Annotated in this window: 18 protein-coding genes; 8 read left to right on the plus strand and 10 right to left on the minus strand. The window is 63.5% G+C overall.

Features of this window, described 5'->3' with window-relative positions; genetic code table 11:
• Nucleotides 1-12: 12 nt before the first annotated feature.
• Genes mksB through mksF form a run of 3 tightly spaced genes read left to right on the plus strand, consistent with a single transcriptional unit; the run spans nucleotide 13 to nucleotide 4,815 of the window.
• Entirely contained in the window at nucleotides 13-1,290 is a 1,278-nt protein-coding gene (gene mksB, locus ACIPW4_RS26215) for an Mks condensin complex protein MksB (RefSeq protein ID WP_400663300.1), read from the plus strand.
• Nucleotides 1,280-1,987, plus strand: coding sequence for an Mks condensin complex protein MksE (gene mksE, locus ACIPW4_RS26220; RefSeq protein WP_027918273.1), 708 nt, complete (start codon nucleotides 1,280-1,282; stop codon nucleotides 1,985-1,987). Before mksB ends, mksE begins: the two co-directional genes overlap by 11 nt.
• Entirely contained in the window at nucleotides 1,984-4,815 is a 2,832-nt protein-coding gene (gene mksF / locus ACIPW4_RS26225; protein ID WP_400663303.1) for an Mks condensin complex protein MksF, read from the plus strand. The genes mksE and mksF overlap by 4 nt, the downstream gene beginning before the upstream one ends.
• A gap of 135 nt (nucleotides 4,816-4,950) precedes the next feature.
• On the opposite strand, the gene ACIPW4_RS26230 is transcribed toward mksF, so the two are convergent.
• The 5 genes from ACIPW4_RS26230 to rplU form a co-directional block, all read right to left on the minus strand.
• Nucleotides 4,951-5,412 carry a CreA family protein gene (locus tag ACIPW4_RS26230; protein WP_400663306.1) on the minus strand — a complete coding sequence of 154 codons (462 nt, stop codon included), beginning with the start codon at nucleotides 5,410-5,412 and terminating at the stop codon, nucleotides 4,951-4,953.
• Nucleotides 5,409-6,527, minus strand: coding sequence for a glutamate 5-kinase (gene proB, locus ACIPW4_RS26235; protein ID WP_400663309.1), 1,119 nt, complete (start codon nucleotides 6,525-6,527; stop codon nucleotides 5,409-5,411). The genes ACIPW4_RS26230 and proB overlap by 4 nt, the downstream gene beginning before the upstream one ends.
• Before the next feature lie 85 nt (nucleotides 6,528-6,612).
• Nucleotides 6,613-7,839, minus strand: a complete 1,227-nt coding sequence (cgtA, locus tag ACIPW4_RS26240; protein WP_400663312.1) for an Obg family GTPase CgtA — start codon at nucleotides 7,837-7,839, stop codon at nucleotides 6,613-6,615.
• A 188-nt stretch (nucleotides 7,840-8,027) separates the two neighbouring features.
• Nucleotides 8,028-8,285 (minus strand): 50S ribosomal protein L27, encoded by a 258-nt coding sequence (gene rpmA / locus ACIPW4_RS26245; protein ID WP_003247464.1) that lies wholly within the window; start codon nucleotides 8,283-8,285, stop codon nucleotides 8,028-8,030.
• Nucleotides 8,286-8,322: 37 nt separating this feature from the next.
• Nucleotides 8,323-8,637, minus strand: a complete 315-nt coding sequence (gene rplU / locus ACIPW4_RS26250; protein WP_003247466.1) for a 50S ribosomal protein L21 — start codon at nucleotides 8,635-8,637, stop codon at nucleotides 8,323-8,325.
• Between the two features lie 245 nt (nucleotides 8,638-8,882).
• On the opposite strand from rplU, the gene ACIPW4_RS26255 reads away from it, so the two are divergent.
• The 3 genes from ACIPW4_RS26255 (at nucleotide 8,883) to ACIPW4_RS26265 (ending at nucleotide 10,714) form a co-directional block, all read left to right on the plus strand.
• Nucleotides 8,883-9,851, plus strand: coding sequence for a polyprenyl synthetase family protein (locus tag ACIPW4_RS26255; RefSeq protein WP_400663315.1), 969 nt, complete (start codon nucleotides 8,883-8,885; stop codon nucleotides 9,849-9,851).
• A 194-nt stretch (nucleotides 9,852-10,045) separates the two neighbouring features.
• A complete protein-coding gene (locus ACIPW4_RS26260) occupies nucleotides 10,046-10,387 on the plus strand; it encodes a zinc ribbon domain-containing protein YjdM (RefSeq protein ID WP_023382397.1) in 342 nt (113 codons plus the stop codon).
• An 81-nt stretch (nucleotides 10,388-10,468) separates the two neighbouring features.
• On the plus strand, nucleotides 10,469-10,714 hold the full coding sequence (locus tag ACIPW4_RS26265; RefSeq protein WP_159412164.1) for a hypothetical protein: 246 nt from the start codon (nucleotides 10,469-10,471) through the stop codon (nucleotides 10,712-10,714).
• 26 nt (nucleotides 10,715-10,740) lie between these two features.
• Here ACIPW4_RS26265 and ACIPW4_RS26270 read toward each other — a convergent pair whose 3' ends face one another.
• From ACIPW4_RS26270 to ACIPW4_RS26290, 5 genes are all read right to left on the minus strand, one after another.
• Entirely contained in the window at nucleotides 10,741-11,358 is a 618-nt protein-coding gene (locus tag ACIPW4_RS26270) for an FKBP-type peptidyl-prolyl cis-trans isomerase (RefSeq protein ID WP_400663320.1), read from the minus strand.
• Nucleotides 11,359-11,443: 85 nt separating this feature from the next.
• Nucleotides 11,444-11,749, minus strand: a complete 306-nt coding sequence (locus ACIPW4_RS26275) for a DUF6482 family protein (RefSeq protein WP_400663323.1) — start codon at nucleotides 11,747-11,749, stop codon at nucleotides 11,444-11,446.
• 241 nt (nucleotides 11,750-11,990) lie between these two features.
• Nucleotides 11,991-12,479, minus strand: coding sequence for a TIGR00645 family protein (locus ACIPW4_RS26280; protein WP_012270428.1), 489 nt, complete (start codon nucleotides 12,477-12,479; stop codon nucleotides 11,991-11,993).
• 106 nt (nucleotides 12,480-12,585) lie between these two features.
• Entirely contained in the window at nucleotides 12,586-12,924 is a 339-nt protein-coding gene (locus tag ACIPW4_RS26285; protein ID WP_294339371.1) for a hypothetical protein, read from the minus strand.
• Between the two features lie 162 nt (nucleotides 12,925-13,086).
• Nucleotides 13,087-15,525 carry a Lon protease family protein gene (locus ACIPW4_RS26290; protein WP_400663327.1) on the minus strand — a complete coding sequence of 813 codons (2,439 nt, stop codon included), beginning with the start codon at nucleotides 15,523-15,525 and terminating at the stop codon, nucleotides 13,087-13,089.
• A 262-nt stretch (nucleotides 15,526-15,787) separates the two neighbouring features.
• Between ACIPW4_RS26290 and ACIPW4_RS26295 the strand changes: the two genes are divergently transcribed.
• Both ACIPW4_RS26295 and ACIPW4_RS26300 read left to right on the plus strand, forming a co-directional pair.
• Entirely contained in the window at nucleotides 15,788-16,276 is a 489-nt protein-coding gene (locus tag ACIPW4_RS26295) for a DUF3015 domain-containing protein (protein WP_400663330.1), read from the plus strand.
• A 75-nt stretch (nucleotides 16,277-16,351) separates the two neighbouring features.
• Nucleotides 16,352-18,205, plus strand: a complete 1,854-nt coding sequence (locus ACIPW4_RS26300; protein WP_400663333.1) for a DUF4105 domain-containing protein — start codon at nucleotides 16,352-16,354, stop codon at nucleotides 18,203-18,205.
• The last annotated feature ends 223 nt before the right edge of the window (nucleotides 18,206-18,428 follow it).

Genomic DNA, 18,428 nt, shown 5'->3' on the forward strand with positions numbered 1-18,428 from the left:
GAGTAGACGCCAATGATCGAACCCAAGCGCGTCCTGCGCGCCCTAGCCGAACACTGGGCACTGATCGAGCCGCTGTGCGAGCGTTTCGACCAGGGCACCCTGAGCCTGGTCGAACTGCGCCAGCAACTGGGCCGCCAGCAGGTGGAAAGCACCCCGCAGGACATCACCCAGCTGCTCGACGTGTGGATCCGCCTGGATATCCTGGTGCCGGTGGCCAAGAGCCCGAACCGTTTCGAGCTCAACGCCCAGATCCACGACTTCCTCGCTTACCTGCGCCGCGAGCACCGGCTGGGCCTGTGCCTGGAGATCGAGGCCTACCTGCGCCACCTGGAGCGCCTGGCCGGGCACATCCAGGACGCCTTCGACAACCGTGACAGCGACGACCTGGCGCGCCAACTGCGCCTGCTCGACATGCGCGTGCGCGACGTACTGAAGAAGCTCGACAACGACGAGCAGGCGCTGGTCGCCGTGGCCGAACGGGCCAAGACCAGCAACCGCCAGATCCCACTGCGCCAGCGTTACGCCGAAGTGCTGGCGACCTGGGACGAGTACGTCGAGCCGATGATTCAGCTGGTGAACGCCGACGGCGCCTTCGAGCAAGGCGTGCGCAAGGTCGAAACCGTGCTGCTGAAGCTGCTGGGCGAACAGGCGCGCCTCGGCCACCTGGTCGACGACGACATGCTGCTGCGCACCCACGCGCGCATCCTGGAGATGCAGACCAGCGCTCAACTGACCCTGCGCCACGCCCGCGAACTGCTGCTGCCGCTGCGCGAGGAAGCGCGCCGGCACAATGCCGTGACCCGCGGCGCCGCGCTGGCGCTGTCGGTGATCCGGCGCAAGGGCATCGACGCCGTGCCGCAAGCCGCCATGCCGCTGTTCACCCGCCCGCAGAGCACCTTCCTCGGCAGCGCCAGCCAGGTCGAGGCCTACGTCTATGCCCTGGCCCGCTTCGAGCCGAAGCCGGCCAAGTTTCCCAAGGCGCACAAGACCCAGAAAGGCCCGCTGCCACGTGCGCCACGCACGGTCAAAGAAATGCTCGAGCGCTGCGAAGACGCCCTGCCGCTGCCAGACCTGATGGTCTGGCTGCTGGACCAGGAGCCCGAAGGCGCCACCGACGAATTGCTGTACTGGTTCTCGCGACTGTCGCGGGAGAAGCGCTTCAAGCGCGAGCGCCTGGACCGGCGCGAGTACACCACCCACGAACACCTGGTCAGCCTGCGCTCGTTCGCCCTGACGTCCAGCCGCGAAGCGCCACCTGAAACCAACGCGAGCCCAGCCAATGCATCTTGATCTTTCCGAACTGTCCCAGCTCGCGCCGATCTTCCGCGAGCTGTTCAAGGGCTTCCACGTCAGCCGTCGCGACCCTGAAATGTACGCCCAGCTGTCGAACTTCCAGGACCAGTACCGTACCCTGTTCAAGGCCTTGGGCTTCGAGCTGGTGTGCGATACCCGCGGCTTCTATTACTTCGTCCCCGAGCAGGCCGCCGCGCAGGTCAACAAGACCGCCCAGCGCCTGTCGCTGTTCACCTTCATCATCGTCGAGCACCTGGCCGACCAGGGCCGCGACCCGATGGCCGTGCTTGATGGCGGCAGCATCGGCCGCGACGAGCTGCCCTCGCTGCTGGACAAGTACCGCGACCTGTTCCTGCAGGCCGAAGTGCAGACCGTGGACGAGCTGGAAGAAAAGATCATGCGCCGCATGACCCAGCTCGGCTTCGCCCATGAAGAAGGCGGCATCTACCGCTTCCTGCCGCCGATGCACCGTTTCCTCGACGTGTGCCTGTCGGTGCAGCAGGACCGCGACCTGGCCGCCAGCCTGCACAGCGACCTGCCGCTGCCGACCCCGGTACTGGTGGAAGAAGAAAGCCCGGAACAACTCAACCGCACCGACGACCCGCTCGATCTCACCCCGTTCGATGGCGAGGAGAGCGAAGAGGACGCCCTGGCCCGGGCCATCCGCGAAGAGCAACAGGAGATTGACGCATGAGCCAGGAACGCTACGGCATCCGCCGCTTCGCACTGCTCAACACCGCCGGCTACAGCCTCGGCCTGTTCCCGCTGGAGCACCCGCTGTCGGTGTACGGTGCCAACAACCTGGGTAAGTCGGCGTCGATCAACGCCCTGCAGTTCCCGATCCTGGCGCGCATGTCCGACATGAGCTTCGGCAAGTACAGCCTGGAGCAGTCGCGCCGCTTCTACTTCGCCAGCGACACCTCGTACATCCTCTGCGAACTGAACCTGCCCCACGGCCCGCACGTGATCGGTGTGGTCGGCCGCGGCCCGGGCGGCGGTTTCGGCCACCAGTTCTTTGCCTACAAGGGCGAGCTGGACCTGGCCCACTACCAGAAGAACGACACCTGCCTGCGCCAGAAAGAGCTGTTCACCAACCTCGAGCGCCTGGGCCTGAAGGCCTATGAGCTCAAGCCCGATGAACTGCGCCGGCTGCTGGTCGGCGGCCACACCTCGTGCCCGCTGGACCTGACCCTGATCCCGCTGCGTTCGACCAGCGAACAGAGCCTGAAAACCTTCCGGGCACTGTTCATCAACCTGCTGCACATGCGCGAGATCACCGCCGCCAAGCTCAAGCAGCTGTTCCTCGACGCCTTCGAGCACAGCCTGCGCTCGGGCAGCGTCGACTACATCGCCGCCTGCGAAGAAGCCTTCCGCGACGTGCGCCGCATGGAACAGGACTACAACGCCCTGGTTGCCGCAGGCCCCTTGGTCGAGGCCCTGGCCGGCGGCGTGGCCCAGCGCGACATCCTGCGCGGCAAGCTGCACCGCCTTTCGCCACTGCTCGACAACCTGCTGGGCACCTGGCAGGAATACGCCATGGCGCGCAAGGAAGAGCTGGTGATCCAGGCCGAGCACTTCCGTGGCGAGCAGGACCGCCTGCAGAACGATCAGCGCGGCGGCACCCAGGAGCTGATGCGCCTGGAGCGTGAAATCACCGGCATCCAGCGCTGGCTTGGCGAGCTGTCGGTGCTCAAGCACCGCTTTGCCCTGGTCGATGACGTCAAGGTGCTGGAACAGGGCCTGCTGGCCGCCAAGGACGCCCACGACGAGCTGGCCGGTGCCCTGGCCCAGTCGCGCCAGTTCAGTGCCGAAGACCTCGACGAGCGCGTGCGCGACCTGGAAAAACGCCTGAAGCAGGTCAAGCAGCAGCTCGACCACGCCGACAACAACAGCTACGCCCGCCTGCGCGAAGAATTCTCGCAGCAGGACGTCGACCGCCTGATGCGTCTGTTCAACGGCGCATTGTTCAGCCTGCCGCTGGGCGACCGCGGCATCGAGCTGGACGACAGCGACCTGTGGGTGAAATCGCTGGAGGCAGTGCTCGACGGCTTCAAGGGCGAACGCTTCGAAGCCCCTGGCCTGTCCATCGACCTCTCCAATATCGACCCGCCGGCCCTGCAGGCCTTGGCCGATCGCGCGGCACTGCGCGACCAGAAGGAACGCCTGGAAAAGGAGCTCAAGCAGCTCAAGACCCAGCAGCAGGTCGCCGCCGACCGTACCGCTTCCAAGGCGCAGACCGAGGCCCTGTACCAGGAAGTGCTGGACGCCCAGAAGGCCCTGGAAGACTACCGCCGCAGCGAAACCCTGAGCGCCGAAGAACCCGAGAAGATGGAGCAACTGGCGCAGCTGGAAGCTGCCCAGGACGAGCTCAAGCGCTCCAGCGACGCCTTCACCGAGCGCGTCCAGCAGCTGTCGGCCAAGCTGCAGCTGGTCGGTCGCCAGATCGGCGACCTGGAATCCAAGCAGCGCACCCTGGAAGACGCCCTGCGCCGCCGCCAGCTGCTGCCGGCCGACCTGCCATTCGGCACGCCGTTCATGGAAGCGGTCGACGACTCCATGGACAACCTGCTGCCGATGCTCAACGACTATCAGGACAGCTGGCAGGCCCTGCAGCGGGTCGACAACCAGATCGAGGCGCTGTACGCCCAGGTGCGCCTCAAGGGCGTGGCCAAGTTCGACAGCGAAGACGACATGGAGCGCCGCCTGCAGCTGCTGGTGAACGCCTATGCGCACCGCACCGACGAGGCCCTGACCTTGGCCAAGGCGCGCCGCGCCGCGGTCACCGACATCGCTCGGACCCTGCGCAACATTCGCAGCGACTACGACAGCCTTGAGCACCAGCTGGCCCTGTTCAACCGCGAGATCAACAAGCGCCAGGTGTCCAACCTGGAAAGCTTCCGCGTGGTGCTGGCGCCGAACAAGGAAGCGCTCAAGCACATCGACCAGATCATCCACAGCGCCGGCCAGTACGAAGAAGGCGAAACCCTGTCGGTGTTCGACCTGACCCAGAGCGCCGAGCAGGACAACAAGAACGAAGAGGCCAAGGAGTACCTGGCGCGGCTGGTGGCGGCGAACCACAACCAGCTGGGCCTGAAGGACCTGTTCGAGCTGGCGTTCGAGATCACCAAGGTCAACGGCCAGCCGATCATCCATGCCGACATCGACGGCGCGGCATCAAACGGCACCACCATGACCATCAAGGCGCTGACCAACATGTACCTGTTGCTGCACCTGATGGACCGCGACCTGGCCGGGCGCATTCGCCTGCCGTACTACCTCGACGAGGCGGCGGACATCGACGAGCGCAACCAGGCGGCACTGCTGGAAACCAGCCTGCAGCTGGGCTTCGTGCCGATTCTGGCGAGCGTGAAGCCGCAGGTGTCGGCGCGCGTGGCGATCGACCTGGAAGGTGGCAGCGGGCCGAATGGCATCTACATCGACGAGGCGGACTGGAAGTACATCAGCCGGCTGGATGAGGTGAAGGCGGTTGTGCGTGAGGATCAGGCCGAAGAGTTGGCCTGAGGTAGTTGGGGCCGCTTTGCGGCCCTTTCGCGACACAAGGCCGCCCCCACAAAGGCCCTGCGTACGCCGGCCAATGTGGGAGCGACCTTGTGTCGCGAAAGGAGGCCAAAGGCCTCCCGGCAATCTAGCAAACTATCAGTGAGCCCAAGGCAGGATCGGAATCGCCGTCACCGCATTCTGCGGGCTGCCCTCGATCATGCGGTCGCTGTACACCAGGTACACCAGCGTATTGCGCTTCTTGTCCAGGAAGCGCACCACCTGCATGGTCTTGAACACCAGCGAAGTGCGCTCCTTGAACACCTCCTCACCGTCCTTCAACTCCCCCTTGAAGTTGATCGGCCCCACCTGCCGGCAGGCAATCGAAGCCTCCGCGCGATCTTCAGCCAACCCCAACCCACCCTTCACGCCGCCAGTCTTGGCCCGCGACAGGTAGCAGGTCACGCCCTCGACCTTCGGGTCGTCAAAAGCCTCGACCACAATGCGATCATTTGGCCCGACGAACTTGAACACGGTGGACACCTGGCCAATCTCCTCGGCCCCGGCCAGCACCGGCAGGGTAAAAGCTGCCAGGGCGATCGCCCGCTTGAGCACCTTCATACCAACACCAGGTTGTCGCGGTGCACCAGCTCCGGCTCGGCGATATAGCCCAGCACGCCCTCGATCTGATCGGACGGCTGGCCGATGATCTTCTGCGCTTCCAGCGCGCTGTAATTGGCCAGGCCACGGGCCACCTCGACGCCATCCGGGCCGACGCAAACCACCATCTCGCCCCGGCGGAAGCTGCCCTGCACGGTCTTCACGCCGACCGGCAGCAGGCTCTTGTTCGCTCCACGCAGCGCCTGCACGGCGCCAGCATCGAGCACCAAGGTGCCGCGGGTCTGCAGGTGGCCAGCCAGCCACTGCTTGCGGGCCGCCAGCATGCCGCGCTCGGGCGACAGCAGCGTGCCCAGGCGCTCACCAGTCTTCAGACGGTCCAGCACGCGCTCGATCCGGCCACCGATGATGATGGTGTGGGCGCCGGAACGGGCTGCCAGACGCGCGGCGCGCAGCTTGGTCTGCATGCCGCCACGGCCCAGGGCACCGCCGGTACCACCGGCCACGGCATCCAGCGACGGGTCGTCGGCGCGGGCTTCGTAGATCAGCTGGGCTTCTGGGTTGTTGCGCGGGTCGGCGTCGAACATGCCGTCGCGGTCGGTGAGGATCACCAGCAGGTCGGCTTCCACCAGGTTGGCCACCAGTGCGGCCAGGGTGTCGTTGTCGCCGAAACGGATTTCGTCGGTGACCACGGTGTCGTTCTCGTTGATGACCGGCACCACGCCCAGGTCGACGAGGGTGCGCAGGGTGCTGCGGGCGTTCAGGTAACGCTTGCGGTCGGACAGGTCATCGTGGGTCAGGAGAATCTGCGCGGTGTGCTTGCCGTGCTCGCCGAAGCTCGACTCCCAGGCCTGCACCAGGCGCATCTGGCCGATCGAGGCGGCTGCCTGCAGCTCGTTCATCGCACTCGGTCGCGACGACCAGCCCAGCTGGCTCATGCCGGCAGCCACGGCCCCGGATGAGACCAGTACCAACTCCACGCCTGCTTCACGCAGCGCGACCATCTGCTCGACCCAAACGGCCATGGCGCCGCGGTCGAGGCCCTTGCCATCGGCGGTCAGCAGGGCGCTGCCAATCTTCACGACCCAGCGCTTGGCGCCCGTCACCTTGCTTCGCATCGTCTTCCAACCTATGTCGAATCTGTAGATACAGTGGATACAAAAACGCCGCTCCTGAGAGCGGCGTTCAGTGTACTGCAACCGGTCAGTCGCGCACGTAAATGATTTCCGGGCCGTCTTCGTCGTCCTCGAAATCATCATCCCAGCCATCATCGTCGCCGATGTCGTGCACGCTCTTGACGCCGGTGCGACGCAGGGTACGGGCGTCGTCCAGGGCCTGCAGCTGGGCGCGGGCTTCGTCTTCGATGCGCTGGTCGAGGTCGGCCAGCTCTTCGGCATAGGCCGGGTCGTTGGCCAGGCGGTCAGCGCGGTCTTCGAGGTAGCGCATCAGGTCGTGGCTGAGCTTGTCGGTACCCTGCTTGGAGATAGCCGAAATCACGTAGACCGGACCTTCCCATTCCAGGCGATCGATCACTTCCTGAACACGCTCATCACGCTCGTCGTCCATGACCATGTCCGACTTGTTCAGCACCAGCCAGCGCTCGCGCTCGGCCAGCGACGGGCTGAAGCGGGTCAGTTCGTTGACGATCACTTCGGCAGCATCGGCCGGGCTGCTTTCGTCCAGCGGCGCGATGTCGACCAGGTGCAGCAGCACGCGGGTACGCGCCAGGTGCTTGAGGAAGCGAATACCCAGGCCGGCACCGTCGGAAGCGCCTTCGATCAGGCCGGGGATGTCGGCGATGACGAAGCTCTTCCAGCGGTCGACACTGACCACGCCCAGGTTTGGCACCAGGGTGGTGAACGGGTAGTCGGCTACTTTCGGCTTGGCAGCGGAGACCGAACGGATGAAGGTGCTCTTGCCCGCGTTCGGCAGGCCCAGCAGGCCAACGTCGGCCAATACCTTCATTTCCATCTTCAGGTCGCGCTGGTCACCCGGCTTGCCTGGGGTGGTCTGGCGCGGCGCACGGTTGGTGCTGGACTTGAAGCGGGTGTTGCCCAAGCCGTGCCAGCCGCCCTGGGCGACCATCAGCTTCTGGCCCGGGGTGATCAGGTCGCCGATCACTTCCTGGGTCGAGGCGTCGATCACGGTGGTGCCGACCGGTACGCGCAGGAACAGGTCTTCACCCTTCTTGCCGGTGCAATCGGTGCTGCCGCCGTTGGAGCCGCGCTGGGCTTCGTGGTGACGGGTGTAGCGATAGTCGACCAGAGTGTTGAGGTTTTCGTCGGCCACCATGTACACCGACCCACCGTCACCACCGTCACCGCCGTTGGGGCCGCCGTTCTCGATGAACTTCTCGCGGCGGAAGCTCATGCAACCGTTACCGCCATCACCGGCTTTGACCCGAATGGATACTTCGTCAACAAACTTCATTAAAACCGCCTCTCGTCGGCAGACGAGCTGAATGACTCAAAAACATGAGGCTCTTGCAAAAATGAGCGCGGCGGCCCCGTACGACCGTAGAAACCAACGCCGGCAACCCAGACAAACAGCTTTGCAAGAGGCTCACCACAAACGAAAAAGCCCCGTCGCATGACGGGGCTTCTGGAGCGACGTCGCGATTAAGCGGCGACGATGCTCACGTAACGGCGCATGAACTCGCCTTTCTTCTCGAACTTGATCACGCCTTCGATCTTGGCGAACAAGGTGTGATCCTTGCCCATGCCAACGCCGTAGCCAGCGTGGAATTCGGTGCCGCGCTGACGGACGATGATGTTGCCTGGCTTGATAACCTGGCCGCCATACATCTTCACGCCAAGGCGTTTCGATTCTGAGTCGCGACCGTTACGAGTACTACCACCAGCCTTCTTGTGAGCCATGGTTCAATTCTCCAGTAAATTCAGGGGAACCGGGCGATTAAGCCTGGATACCGGTGATTTTGATCTCGGTGAACCACTGGCGGTGGCCCATACGCTTCATGTGGTGCTTACGACGACGGAACTTGATGATGCGAACCTTGTCGTGACGGCCTTGCGAAACGACTTCGGCAACCACTTTAGCGCCGGCGACGACTGGTGCGCCGATGGTGACTTCTTCACCGTTGGCAACCAGCAGAACGCGATCGAAGGTCACGGATTCGCCAGTGGCGACTTCCAGTTTTTCGATCTTGAGGAATTCACCTTCAGCGACTTTGTACTGCTTGCCGCCGGTAACGATTACTGCGTAAGACATGGGTATTTCTCCGATAATCCTGCTCACCCAGCGCTTTATATGATGAGTATTGGCTGGCATGGCTGCACGGGGCTGGAACGGCCCTGTGCAATTGCGTAAGGCAGGTGCTGCCCAGGAAGTTAGGGTGCGCGATTGTACGCAACCCGGGTTTTGCTTGCAAGTCCCGCCCCCGGCCCGCGGGCACCGCGCCTTGACACACCGGGACCCGCGACCTAGCATGCCGCGCAACCTCACTGGAGCAGCCGATGCAACCCCAAACCTTCTACCGCGCGGTAGCTGACGATTTCAGCGCCGTCGACGAGATCATCAAGAAGCAGCTGACCTCGCGCGTGCCGCTGGTATCGAAGATCGGCGACTATATCACGTCCGCCGGTGGCAAGCGCCTGCGCCCGCTGTTGGTACTACTGTGCGGCAAGGCCCTGGGCCGTGAAGGTGCCGACCTGCGCCTGCTGGCCGCGACCATCGAGTTCCTGCACACCGCCACCCTGCTGCACGACGACGTGGTCGACATGTCCGGCATGCGCCGTGGCCGCTCCACCGCCAATGCCCTGTGGGGCAACGCGCCGAGCGTGCTGGTGGGCGACTTCCTCTATTCGCGTTCATTCGAGATGATGGTCGAGCTGGGCTCGATGCCGGTCATGCAGATCCTCTCCAAGGCCACCCGGGTGATCGCCGAAGGCGAAGTGCTGCAGCTGTCCCGGGTGCGCGATGCGAGCACCACCGAAGAGGTCTACATGGACGTCATCCGCGGCAAGACCGCGATGCTGTTCGAAGCCTCCACCCACAGCGCCGCCGCGCTGGCCGAGGCCAGCGAAGAACAGCGCGAGGCCCTGCGCACCTTCGGTGACCACCTGGGCGTGGCCTTCCAGCTGGTCGACGACCTGCTCGACTACGAAGGCGATGCCGAAGCCCTGGGCAAGAACGTCGGCGACGACCTGGCCGAAGGCAAGCCGACTCTGCCGCTGATCTACACCATGCGTGAAGGTACGCCAGAGCAGGCGGCACTGGTGCGCAAGGCGATCCAGAAGGGTGGCCTGGAAGACCTTGAGCAGATTCGTGAGGCTGTCGAGGCTTCGGGGGCGCTGAAGTACACCGCCGAGCTGGCGCGGGATTACGTCAAGCGTGCCATCGCCTGCCTGGAAGTGCTGCCGGCCAGCGAGTACCGGGATGCGCTGGTCGAGCTGAGCGAGTTTGCGGTCGCGCGTACCCACTGACAGACCGAGTCGCCTTCTTCGCGGCGGTGCGGCGACCCGACTAGCCCGCTCCCACAGGATCACCACAGTTTTCAGGCTTGTGGTACCCCTGTGTGCGGGCTTGCCCGCGAAGCTTTTGTACGGACAAAAACACTTCCCCCACAAAACCTTATACAATATGGGCCTTTAACCGCCCGTCTGTTTAAGGAACCGAAGTGAGCACTCTGCCACCCTGCCCCAAATGCAACTCCGAATACACCTACGAGGACGGCACCCAGCTGATCTGCCCGGAGTGCGCCCACGAGTGGTCGGCCAGCGGCGAAGCCGAAGCGGCCAGCGATGACGTGGTGAAAAAGGATTCGGTTGGCAACGTCCTGCAGGATGGCGATACCGTTACCGTGATCAAGGACCTCAAGGTCAAGGGCTCGTCCCTGGTGGTCAAGGTCGGTACCAAGGTCAAGAACATCCGCCTGTGCGACGGCGACCACGACATCGACTGCAAGATCGATGGCATCGGCGCGATGAAGCTGAAGTCGGAATTCGTACGTAAGGTCTGATTACAAAATCCGCCAATTGGCACTTGCTATTCTGATAATAAGAATTATTCTCATTGGAACCGCTATCCAAGGAGAATAGCCATGACTTATCTGATCGACGCCTGGCTGGACCGCCCCCATCCCTATCTGCGCATTCTTCACCGGGAAACCGGTGAGGTGTGTGCGGTGCTTGAAGAAGAAGCGCTGGACGAGCTGCGCGACCAGGGTGACCTGGACCTGTACGGGTTGAATTCGAGTGAGCCGATGGTGCTCAAGGAGCTGGTGCGGAATCTGTTTCTGTTCTGCTATGCACGGGCCTTGCGCCCAGGGGGAACAGACTGGAATTGAGGCCGGCAGCGCCGGCCTCAAAGGCCTTACAGAACGTCGAGCAGCTCGACGTCGAACACCAGGGTGCTGTGCGGCGGGATGCTGCCAACGCCTTGGGCGCCGTAGGCCAGCTCGCTCGGCACGTACAGGCGCCATTTGCTGCCGGCGTTCATCAGCTGCAGGGCTTCGGTCCAGCCAGCGATCACGCCGCCAACCGGGAATTCAGCCGGCTGGCCACGGTCGTAGGAGCTGTCGAACACAGTGCCGTCGATCAGGGTGCCGTGGTAGTGGGTGCGCACGTTGCTTTCGCGGGTCGGCTTGGCGCCTTCACCTGCGGTCAGCACTTCGAACTGCAGGCCCGAAGCCAGGGTGGTGATGCCATCACGCTTGGCGTTTTCGGCCAGGAATTCCTTGCCAGCGGCAGCGGCGGCTTCAGCCTTGGCGGCCGCTTCGGCTTGCATCAGCTCGCGGATGACCTTGAAGCTGGCCGACAGGTCGGCTTCGCTGACGCGGCTGTCGGCGCCGTTGAAGGCGTCGGTCAGGCCGGCCAGGATGGCTTTCAGGCTCACGCCCGGTGGCGGGTTGTCGCGCAGCTGGCCGCCCAGCTGACGGCCGATGCCGTAGCTGACGCGGGTTTCGTCGGTGGACAGGTTGAGTTCGGACATTGTCGTGCTCCACTGCAGGGCGCAGTGCAGCCGCGCCCTTGATGAAAAGGGCGAGCAGCCTAGCACACTGGGGCGCCGCGAGCAGCTACCAGGCCGAACGCTGGGAAATCGGCACCTTCAGGTCTTCTTCCGGGTGCGAGCTCATGCCGCACATTTCGTCCTGCACCGACCAGTGCACGAGGTGCATCGACAGCATCGGAATGCCTTTCAGCCGCTCGCGCGCATCTTCCACCGAGCGCACCCGCATGCGCTCACCACGGGTATCGGACAGCGGGTGAGCATGGCCTTTGACCCGGGCCTCGATCAGGTAGTCGCCGCCTTCGATGGCAATCAGGTTAAGTTCGTCGACATGGCCGGCCCTGGCCTCGGTGTTGAGCTGATGCAGGTTCATGAGAGCACCTCGCTTTGGGAACCACGCATGAGTGCTCATTTTTTGTACGGATCGGGTAATTGCACAAGGCGTAACTGACGCCGCTCGTCAGTTGGATCAGATCCCTGTGGGAGCGGCCTTGCGTCGCGAAAGGGCCGCAGAGCGGCCCCAACAATATCAGCTCAAACGCATAAATCCAGGGGCTGCTGTGCAGCCCTTTCGCGACACAAGGCCGCTCCTACACAGGACACCGCGCCAGTTGTCAGTGCTTGGTCAGCTTGTCCAAGTAGCCCATGCAGAAGGCCGAGATCACAAAGGTCATGTGGATGATTACATACCACATCAGGTAGTCGGTGGAGATGTTCTGCGCATCCATGAACACCCGCAGCAGGTGGATGGACGAAATCGCCACGATCGAAGCGGCAACCTTCATCTTCAGCGAGGAAGAATCCATCTTGCCCAGCCAGTTGAGCTTCTCCTTGCTCTCGTCGATGTCCAGTTGCGAGACGAAGTTCTCGTAGCCGGAAATCATCACCATCACCAGCAGGCCACCCACCAGCGACATGTCGATCAGCGACAGGATGACCAGGATCAGGTCCGCTTCGCTCAGGGCGAAGACGTTGGGCAGGACGTGCACGACTTCCTGAAAGAACTTCAGCGCCAGGGCCAGCAAGCCGAGGGACAAACCGAAGTAGATGGGAGCGAGCAGCCAGCGCGAGGCATACATCGCGTTTTCGAGAATACGTTCCATGGAGGGTCTTGAACTCGTCAGGTGACTGGAAAAGCGAGCGCGAGTATAGCCAGCCACCTGTGACAGCAAAAGCCTGCGGCTCGATGCCGCAGCGCCCGGTAGAGGTTCAGGTTTCAGGGTGGAACTGGTAATCCCCAAGGTTGCGGCAGCGTTCGCCGTTGATCCGCCGCAACTGGGCCTGCAGGTGCAGGCACCAGATCTGGGGGTCATCGGCAACCTGATACCCATGCAGGGTCAGGCTGTCGACAATGGCATTGAGCACCGATTCGGCCACCATCGGCCCGTGAAACGGCCCCTGTGCCTTGATTGCCGAAGGTTGCTCACCGGACATGCCGGCGGCGAACAGCAAGGTCCACATACCATTGTCGCCGGCCAGTGGGCGGATGCTGCATTCGATGCGGGTCACCAGGCCCAGGCACTGGCGAGTAAGGCTGAGGTTGCGCATGGCCGCGTCCCCCTCCAAAGAGCCCTGTTCAGCCTGAAACCCAGGCTGTTTCCATCCTGAACCCTGATACCGTCCTTAAGTTCCAGCATAGAAGAACGGCACAGAAAGATGGAAAACCGGCGCTGAACGGTAGCACATGGCCGCCAGCGCCGTTTTATTGACTCAGGCCGGTTTGGCCTGGGCAATTACCTCTTCCAGGCGTTCCTTTTCTGCCTTCTCGATCTCTTCCTCGCTGATCATCTCGGCGATCTCGCGCAGGCGCTCGACCACCCGGGCGTTGACGCTGCCTTCAGTGAACTGGCCCTTGTCGTCCAGCTCCCCGGCATCTTCGCCCACCAGCAGGCTCAACGCCTCGTCCGCCTGGCTCACGGCATAGACGTGGAACATGCCGTTCTCCACCGCCTGCAGCACGCGCTCGTCGAGCATCAGCGTGGCGACGTTGGCGCGCGGGATGATCACCCCCTGCTCGCCGGTCAGGCCACGTGCCTCGCAGAGGCGGAAGAAGCCTTCGATCTTCTCGTTGACCCCGCCCACCGCCTGCACTTCACCGAACTGGTTGATCGAGCCGGTAATGGCGAAGCACTGCTTGAGCGGCCTGCGCGACAAGGCCGAGATCAGCGTGCACGCTTCACCCAGCGACGCGCTGTCGCCATCGACGTAGCCGTAGGACTGCTCCAGGGCAATGCTGGCGGAAATCGCCAGGGGGAACTCCTGGGCATAGCGGCTGCCCAGGTACCCGGTCAGGATCATCACACCCTTGGAGTGGATCGGCTGGCCAAGATTGACCTCGCGCTCGATGTCGACGATGCCGCTGCCGCCCGGGTAGACGGTGGCGGAAATGCGCGCCGGCATGCCGAACGCCGAGTCGCCGACTTCCAGCACGGTCAGGCCATTGCACTTGCCGATGGCCGCGCCTTCACTGTCGATCAGGATGATGCCGGCGAGCATGTCGTCGAGCACCCGCTGCGAAACACGCCCGGTACGCGTGGCCTTGGCCTTGAGCGCACGCTCGATGTGCCCTGCGTCGGTCATCTCGTCACTGGCCAGCTGGCGAATGAAATCGGCCTCGCTGACCAGCTGGAACAGGTCACCGATGCGGGCCGACAGGCGCGACTGGTTTTCCGCCAGGCGTGCACTGTAGGTGGCCAGGCGCGCGACCGCATCGCTGGTCAGCGGCGCCATGCCTTCCTCGTTGGTGCGGGTGCGGAGCAACTGGGCGAACTGCTCGAGGTTTTCGTCGACCATCGGCATGTCTTCGTCGAAGTCGACCAGCACGCGGAACATTTCCTGGAAGTCCGAATCGTGATCCTGCAGCGCGTAGTACAGCTGGCGCGAACCGATGATCACCAGCTTGATGTTCAGCGGGATCATCTGCGGCGTCAGGCTGACCGTGGCGACACGGCCAAGCTCGCCCAGCGGTGACTCCATCTTCAGCTTGCGCGACTGCAGGGCACGCTTGAGGGCGTCCCAGACGAACGGCTCGCCCAGCATCTTCTCCGCTTCGAGGATCAGGAAGCCGCCATTGGCACGGTGCAACGCGCCCGGGCGCAACTGCCGGTAAGAGGTGTACAGCGCCCCCTGGTCGGTGTTGTATTCGATGCGGCCAAACAGGTTGTCGTAGGTCGGGTGCGGCTCGAATACCACCGGCGCCCCCCCGTCAGCGTGGTGGCCGACCACCAGGCTCGGCGCATATTGCTCTTCGAGCAGCTTGCGCGCAGCAGCGTCGGTCTTGCTGTCCTCGACCAATTGCTCGACCACGGTACGCAGCAGGTTCAGCTGCACGGACTGCAGGTAGGCGCAGACGGCCGCGTTCTCGGCGTACTTCTCCGACAGCGGCGCCAGCAGCGGCTGCAAGGCCAGGGTGATGGTTTCTTCGTTGAGCTGACGTAGCTGGTTGTTAGACTCGCGCTTCCATTGCGGCAGGCTGGCCAGTTCCTCGTTGAGGCGCTCTTCGAGCAGGGCGATGTCCTCGTGGAACTGCTCGCGGACTTCTTCGGGCAACTGGGCAAATTCGGCTTCGTCCAGCGCCTTGCCATCGGCCATCGGGGTGAAGGCGACGTTGCTGGCATCGCGGTACAGGGCCACGTCCTTTTCCAGCGAGGCGCGCTCGATCACATCCAGGGCACGGTCATAACGCTGGTTGAAGGCGCGGTCAATGGCGCCCTTCTTCTGCTGGTACGACGGATGCTCGAACACCGCCGGGAAGGTCGACAGCAGGTTGTCGATCAACCCGCCCATGTCGCTGATGAACTCGGCCGCGCTGCCGGAAGGCAGCTCCAGCGCGCGCGGCTCTCGGGTGTCGTCGAAGTGGTTGACGTAGAGCCAGTCGGCCGGGGTCTGCAGGCGCTTGCCCTCGGCCTTGAGGTAGCGTTTGACGAACGAGAAGCGGCCGGTACCGGGCTCGCCCATCACGTACACGTTGTAACCAGGGCGCGGCATGGCCACGCCGAACTGCAGGGCCTCGACAGCACGCTCCTGGCCCAGGACTCCGCGAAACGGCTCCAGATCGTCGGTATTGGTAAAGGCAAACTGCTCGGGGGAGAAACGCCGGGTCAGGGCTTCAGGCGCGAGACGCAGGCGCGCAGCGACAGGATCGGGCATTGGGTTTCCTTACTTCGGCGGGGCAGATACGCAGCATTCTGGCGCTGCCCGCGCGCGCCTTGCAAGGCTCCACGGGACTTTATATCGCAGCATGTCGCAACGCCGAGGGTGTCATGGGCCAGCAAATTTTTCGCAATCAACAACGCAACCTTTAGATCATGCCTAAACTCCAAGCTGCGCGGGTGGGTGAAACGCTTTCCCGACCTGGCAACCGCGTTGCCAGACAACCCTGACCCTTGGTTAAGACAAAGAGAACAATGCTATGAAACGGATTCTTCTGGGTACTCTGTTCACCGTGGTCTCGCTCAACGCCCTGGCTGAAGCGCCAGGCGGCCCGAACTGCGGCTGGGGCAACATGCTGTTCGAAGGCCAGCGCGGCACGCCGGCCCACTTCCTGGCCTCCACCACCAACGGCACCTCCGGTAACGCCACCTTCGGCATGACCTCGGGCACCAACGGCTGCTCGACCAAGGCCTCGCTGACCTACGGCGGCAAGTCCTGGTTTGCCATGAACGGCATGATGAACGAACTGTCCGAAGACATGGCCATGGGCCAGGGCGAAGCCCTGACCACCTATGCCGTGGTTCTGGGCGTCGCGCCGGAAGATCGCGGCTACTTCGCCTCGGTCGCCCACCAGCACTTCAACCAGATCTTCAGCAGCGCCGACGTGACTGCCGAAACTGTCCACAGCAACACCTTGGCCGTTCTCAAGAACGACCCTCGCCTGGCCAAATACGCTACCGAGGCCTGAGTGCAGCTGCTCCCGCCCCGGCCGCCGGGGCGGGTTTCGCCTTTTTTCGGCATCGTTAAGAAGTAGTTGCCCGACATGCTCAAACGCCTCGCTTCCCTGGCGCTGTGTGCCTGCGCCCCTGTTCATGCCATGCCCGTGCTGGACCCAGGCCGTATCCAGCAACTGGCCAACACCCCTTACTGGATTGCCCTGGGCCACTATGAAACCGCCAAGCTTGGTGGCTGGCGCAGCTACGTGGACGACGACGCGTTCTTCTTCGCCGAAGACGGCGCGCACCACCCCGACCAGGAGCTCAAGGCCACGGTTGAAGCGCTGTACGCCCCGGCCAGCCTGGGCGACAAGCATGCCCAGTGCGTATTCCCCGCACGCACCCGATGGCTGCGTGAACAGCTCGACCTGAAGGGCCTGCCGCAACCGGACTGCCAGGAGTTCAAGACCTGGTACCAGTCGATCGACCCGCACAGTGCGGCGCTGATCTTCCCTGCGGCCTACCTGAACAGCCCGTCATCGATGTTCGGCCACACCCTGCTGCGCATCGACCAGTCCAACACCCGCAGCGACGACACCACGCTGCTGAGTTACGCAATCAACTTCGGCGCCTACATCGAAGGCAGCGACAACAGCATCCTGTATGCCTGGAAGGGCCTGATGGGCGGCTACCCCGGCCTGTTCGCGCTGATGCCCTACCAGGAAAAGCTCTCCGAATACCGCAGCCTGGAAAACCGCGACCTGTGGGAATACCAGCTGGACCTGACACCAGAAGAAACCGGGCGGATGGTCGAGCACGTGTGGGAACTGAAGCAGATTCAGTTCGATTATTTCTTCTTCGACGAAAACTGCTCCTACCGCCTTCTGGAACTGCTGCAGGTGGCCCGACCGAGCCTGGACCTGACTTCGCAGTTCCCGCTCACCGCCATCCCCACCGACACGGTGAAAGCAGTGAAGCAGTCCGGCCTGGTCACCAGCGAGACTTACCGGCCGTCCCGCGAACGCGAACTGCTGGCCCGCGCCGAACCACTTGACCACGACGAGAAACGCCAGGTGCTGGCCGTCAGTGCCGACACCACGCAGCTGCAAAGCCCTGAATTCAAAGCCCTGCCCCGCGAGCGCCAGGCGCTGGTGCAGGATGCCGCGTACCGCCTGGAGCGCTACCGGGCCAATGGCAATGAGCGTGACCCTGGGCAGGCAAAACGCAGTTTCGAGCTGCTGCGGGCGATCAACGGCAACCCGCCGCCGCCTTTGCAGATCGAGCGGCCCGGCTTGCCTGAGGACGGCCACGATTCGCGCACCTGGCAGCTTGGCGTCGGCACTCGTGAAGACCGCGCCTACGCCGAATACGGCCTGCGCATGGCCTACCACGACCTCAATGACAACGCCTACGGCTTCCCGCTGGGCGCGCAGATCGAGATCCTGCAGCTCAAGGTCCGTCAGTACGAGGGCAACGACTGGCAGGTGCAGCGCCTGGACCTGGCCACCATCCGCTCGCTGACGCCGCGCAACGCCCTGCTCAAGCCGTGGTCCTGGCAGGTGACGGGCGGCCTGGAACGGGTGCCGGGCAAACATGACGACGAGGTGCTGGTCAGCCATGTAAACGGCGGCGCCGGCGGCACCTGGCAGCTGGCCGATGGCTTGCTGGGCTTTGCCCTGGGCACGGTGCGGGTCGAACATCACAACGACTTCGCCCAGTTCATCGCCCCGGCGACGGGGTTCAATGGTGGGCTGCTGTGGCGCAACGGGCTGGGCAACATGACCCTGGAGGCCAAGGGTGATTACTTCACCAATGGCGAGGTGCGGCGCAGTGTGAGCTTGAACCAGCAGTGGGAGATCAGCCAGAACCTTGGGGTGAGATTGAGTGCTTCGCGGCAGTTCAGCCACCTGGCGACAGCACAGAATGAGGTGATGCTGGAGCTCAAGTGGTATCACTATTGACACGGATTTTGTGGGAGCGGCCTTGCGTCGCGAAAGGGCCGCAAAGCGGCCCCAGCGATATCAGCTTCAATGCAGAGATCCTGGGGCTGCTTCGCACCCCTTTCGCGACACAAGGCCGCTCCCACAGAGTGGACTGCCCCCCAAAAGTTGGACAGTTTTAAGCTGCCGCCTGGGTCCTGTACTCGACAGGGCTCAGGCCATTGAGCCTCAGCTTGATGCGGTC

Source organism: Pseudomonas sp. NPDC089996 (genome assembly GCF_044748405.1).
Taxonomy (GTDB): domain Bacteria; phylum Pseudomonadota; class Gammaproteobacteria; order Pseudomonadales; family Pseudomonadaceae; genus Aquipseudomonas.

What these genes read in the sequence shown, in the direction of transcription:
- mksB (WP_400663300.1), top strand. Translation starts at nt 13, where the DNA reads ATGATCGAACCCAAGCGCGTCCTGCGCGCCCTAGCCGAACACTGGGCA.
- mksE (WP_027918273.1), top strand. Translation starts at nt 1,280, where the DNA reads ATGCATCTTGATCTTTCCGAACTGTCCCAGCTCGCGCCGATCTTCCGC.
- mksF (WP_400663303.1), top strand. Translation starts at nt 1,984, where the DNA reads ATGAGCCAGGAACGCTACGGCATCCGCCGCTTCGCACTGCTCAACACC.
- ACIPW4_RS26230 (WP_400663306.1), bottom strand. Translation starts at nt 5,412, where the DNA reads ATGAAGGTGCTCAAGCGGGCGATCGCCCTGGCAGCTTTTACCCTGCCG.
- proB (WP_400663309.1), bottom strand. Translation starts at nt 6,527, where the DNA reads ATGCGAAGCAAGGTGACGGGCGCCAAGCGCTGGGTCGTGAAGATTGGC.
- cgtA (WP_400663312.1), bottom strand. Translation starts at nt 7,839, where the DNA reads ATGAAGTTTGTTGACGAAGTATCCATTCGGGTCAAAGCCGGTGATGGC.
- rpmA (WP_003247464.1), bottom strand. Translation starts at nt 8,285, where the DNA reads ATGGCTCACAAGAAGGCTGGTGGTAGTACTCGTAACGGTCGCGACTCA.
- rplU (WP_003247466.1), bottom strand. Translation starts at nt 8,637, where the DNA reads ATGTCTTACGCAGTAATCGTTACCGGCGGCAAGCAGTACAAAGTCGCT.
- ACIPW4_RS26255 (WP_400663315.1), top strand. Translation starts at nt 8,883, where the DNA reads ATGCAACCCCAAACCTTCTACCGCGCGGTAGCTGACGATTTCAGCGCC.
- ACIPW4_RS26265 (WP_159412164.1), top strand. Translation starts at nt 10,469, where the DNA reads ATGACTTATCTGATCGACGCCTGGCTGGACCGCCCCCATCCCTATCTG.
- ACIPW4_RS26270 (WP_400663320.1), bottom strand. Translation starts at nt 11,358, where the DNA reads ATGTCCGAACTCAACCTGTCCACCGACGAAACCCGCGTCAGCTACGGC.
- ACIPW4_RS26275 (WP_400663323.1), bottom strand. Translation starts at nt 11,749, where the DNA reads ATGAACCTGCATCAGCTCAACACCGAGGCCAGGGCCGGCCATGTCGAC.
- ACIPW4_RS26280 (WP_012270428.1), bottom strand. Translation starts at nt 12,479, where the DNA reads ATGGAACGTATTCTCGAAAACGCGATGTATGCCTCGCGCTGGCTGCTC.
- ACIPW4_RS26285 (WP_294339371.1), bottom strand. Translation starts at nt 12,924, where the DNA reads ATGCGCAACCTCAGCCTTACTCGCCAGTGCCTGGGCCTGGTGACCCGC.
- ACIPW4_RS26290 (WP_400663327.1), bottom strand. Translation starts at nt 15,525, where the DNA reads ATGCCCGATCCTGTCGCTGCGCGCCTGCGTCTCGCGCCTGAAGCCCTG.
- ACIPW4_RS26295 (WP_400663330.1), top strand. Translation starts at nt 15,788, where the DNA reads ATGAAACGGATTCTTCTGGGTACTCTGTTCACCGTGGTCTCGCTCAAC.
- ACIPW4_RS26300 (WP_400663333.1), top strand. Translation starts at nt 16,352, where the DNA reads ATGCTCAAACGCCTCGCTTCCCTGGCGCTGTGTGCCTGCGCCCCTGTT.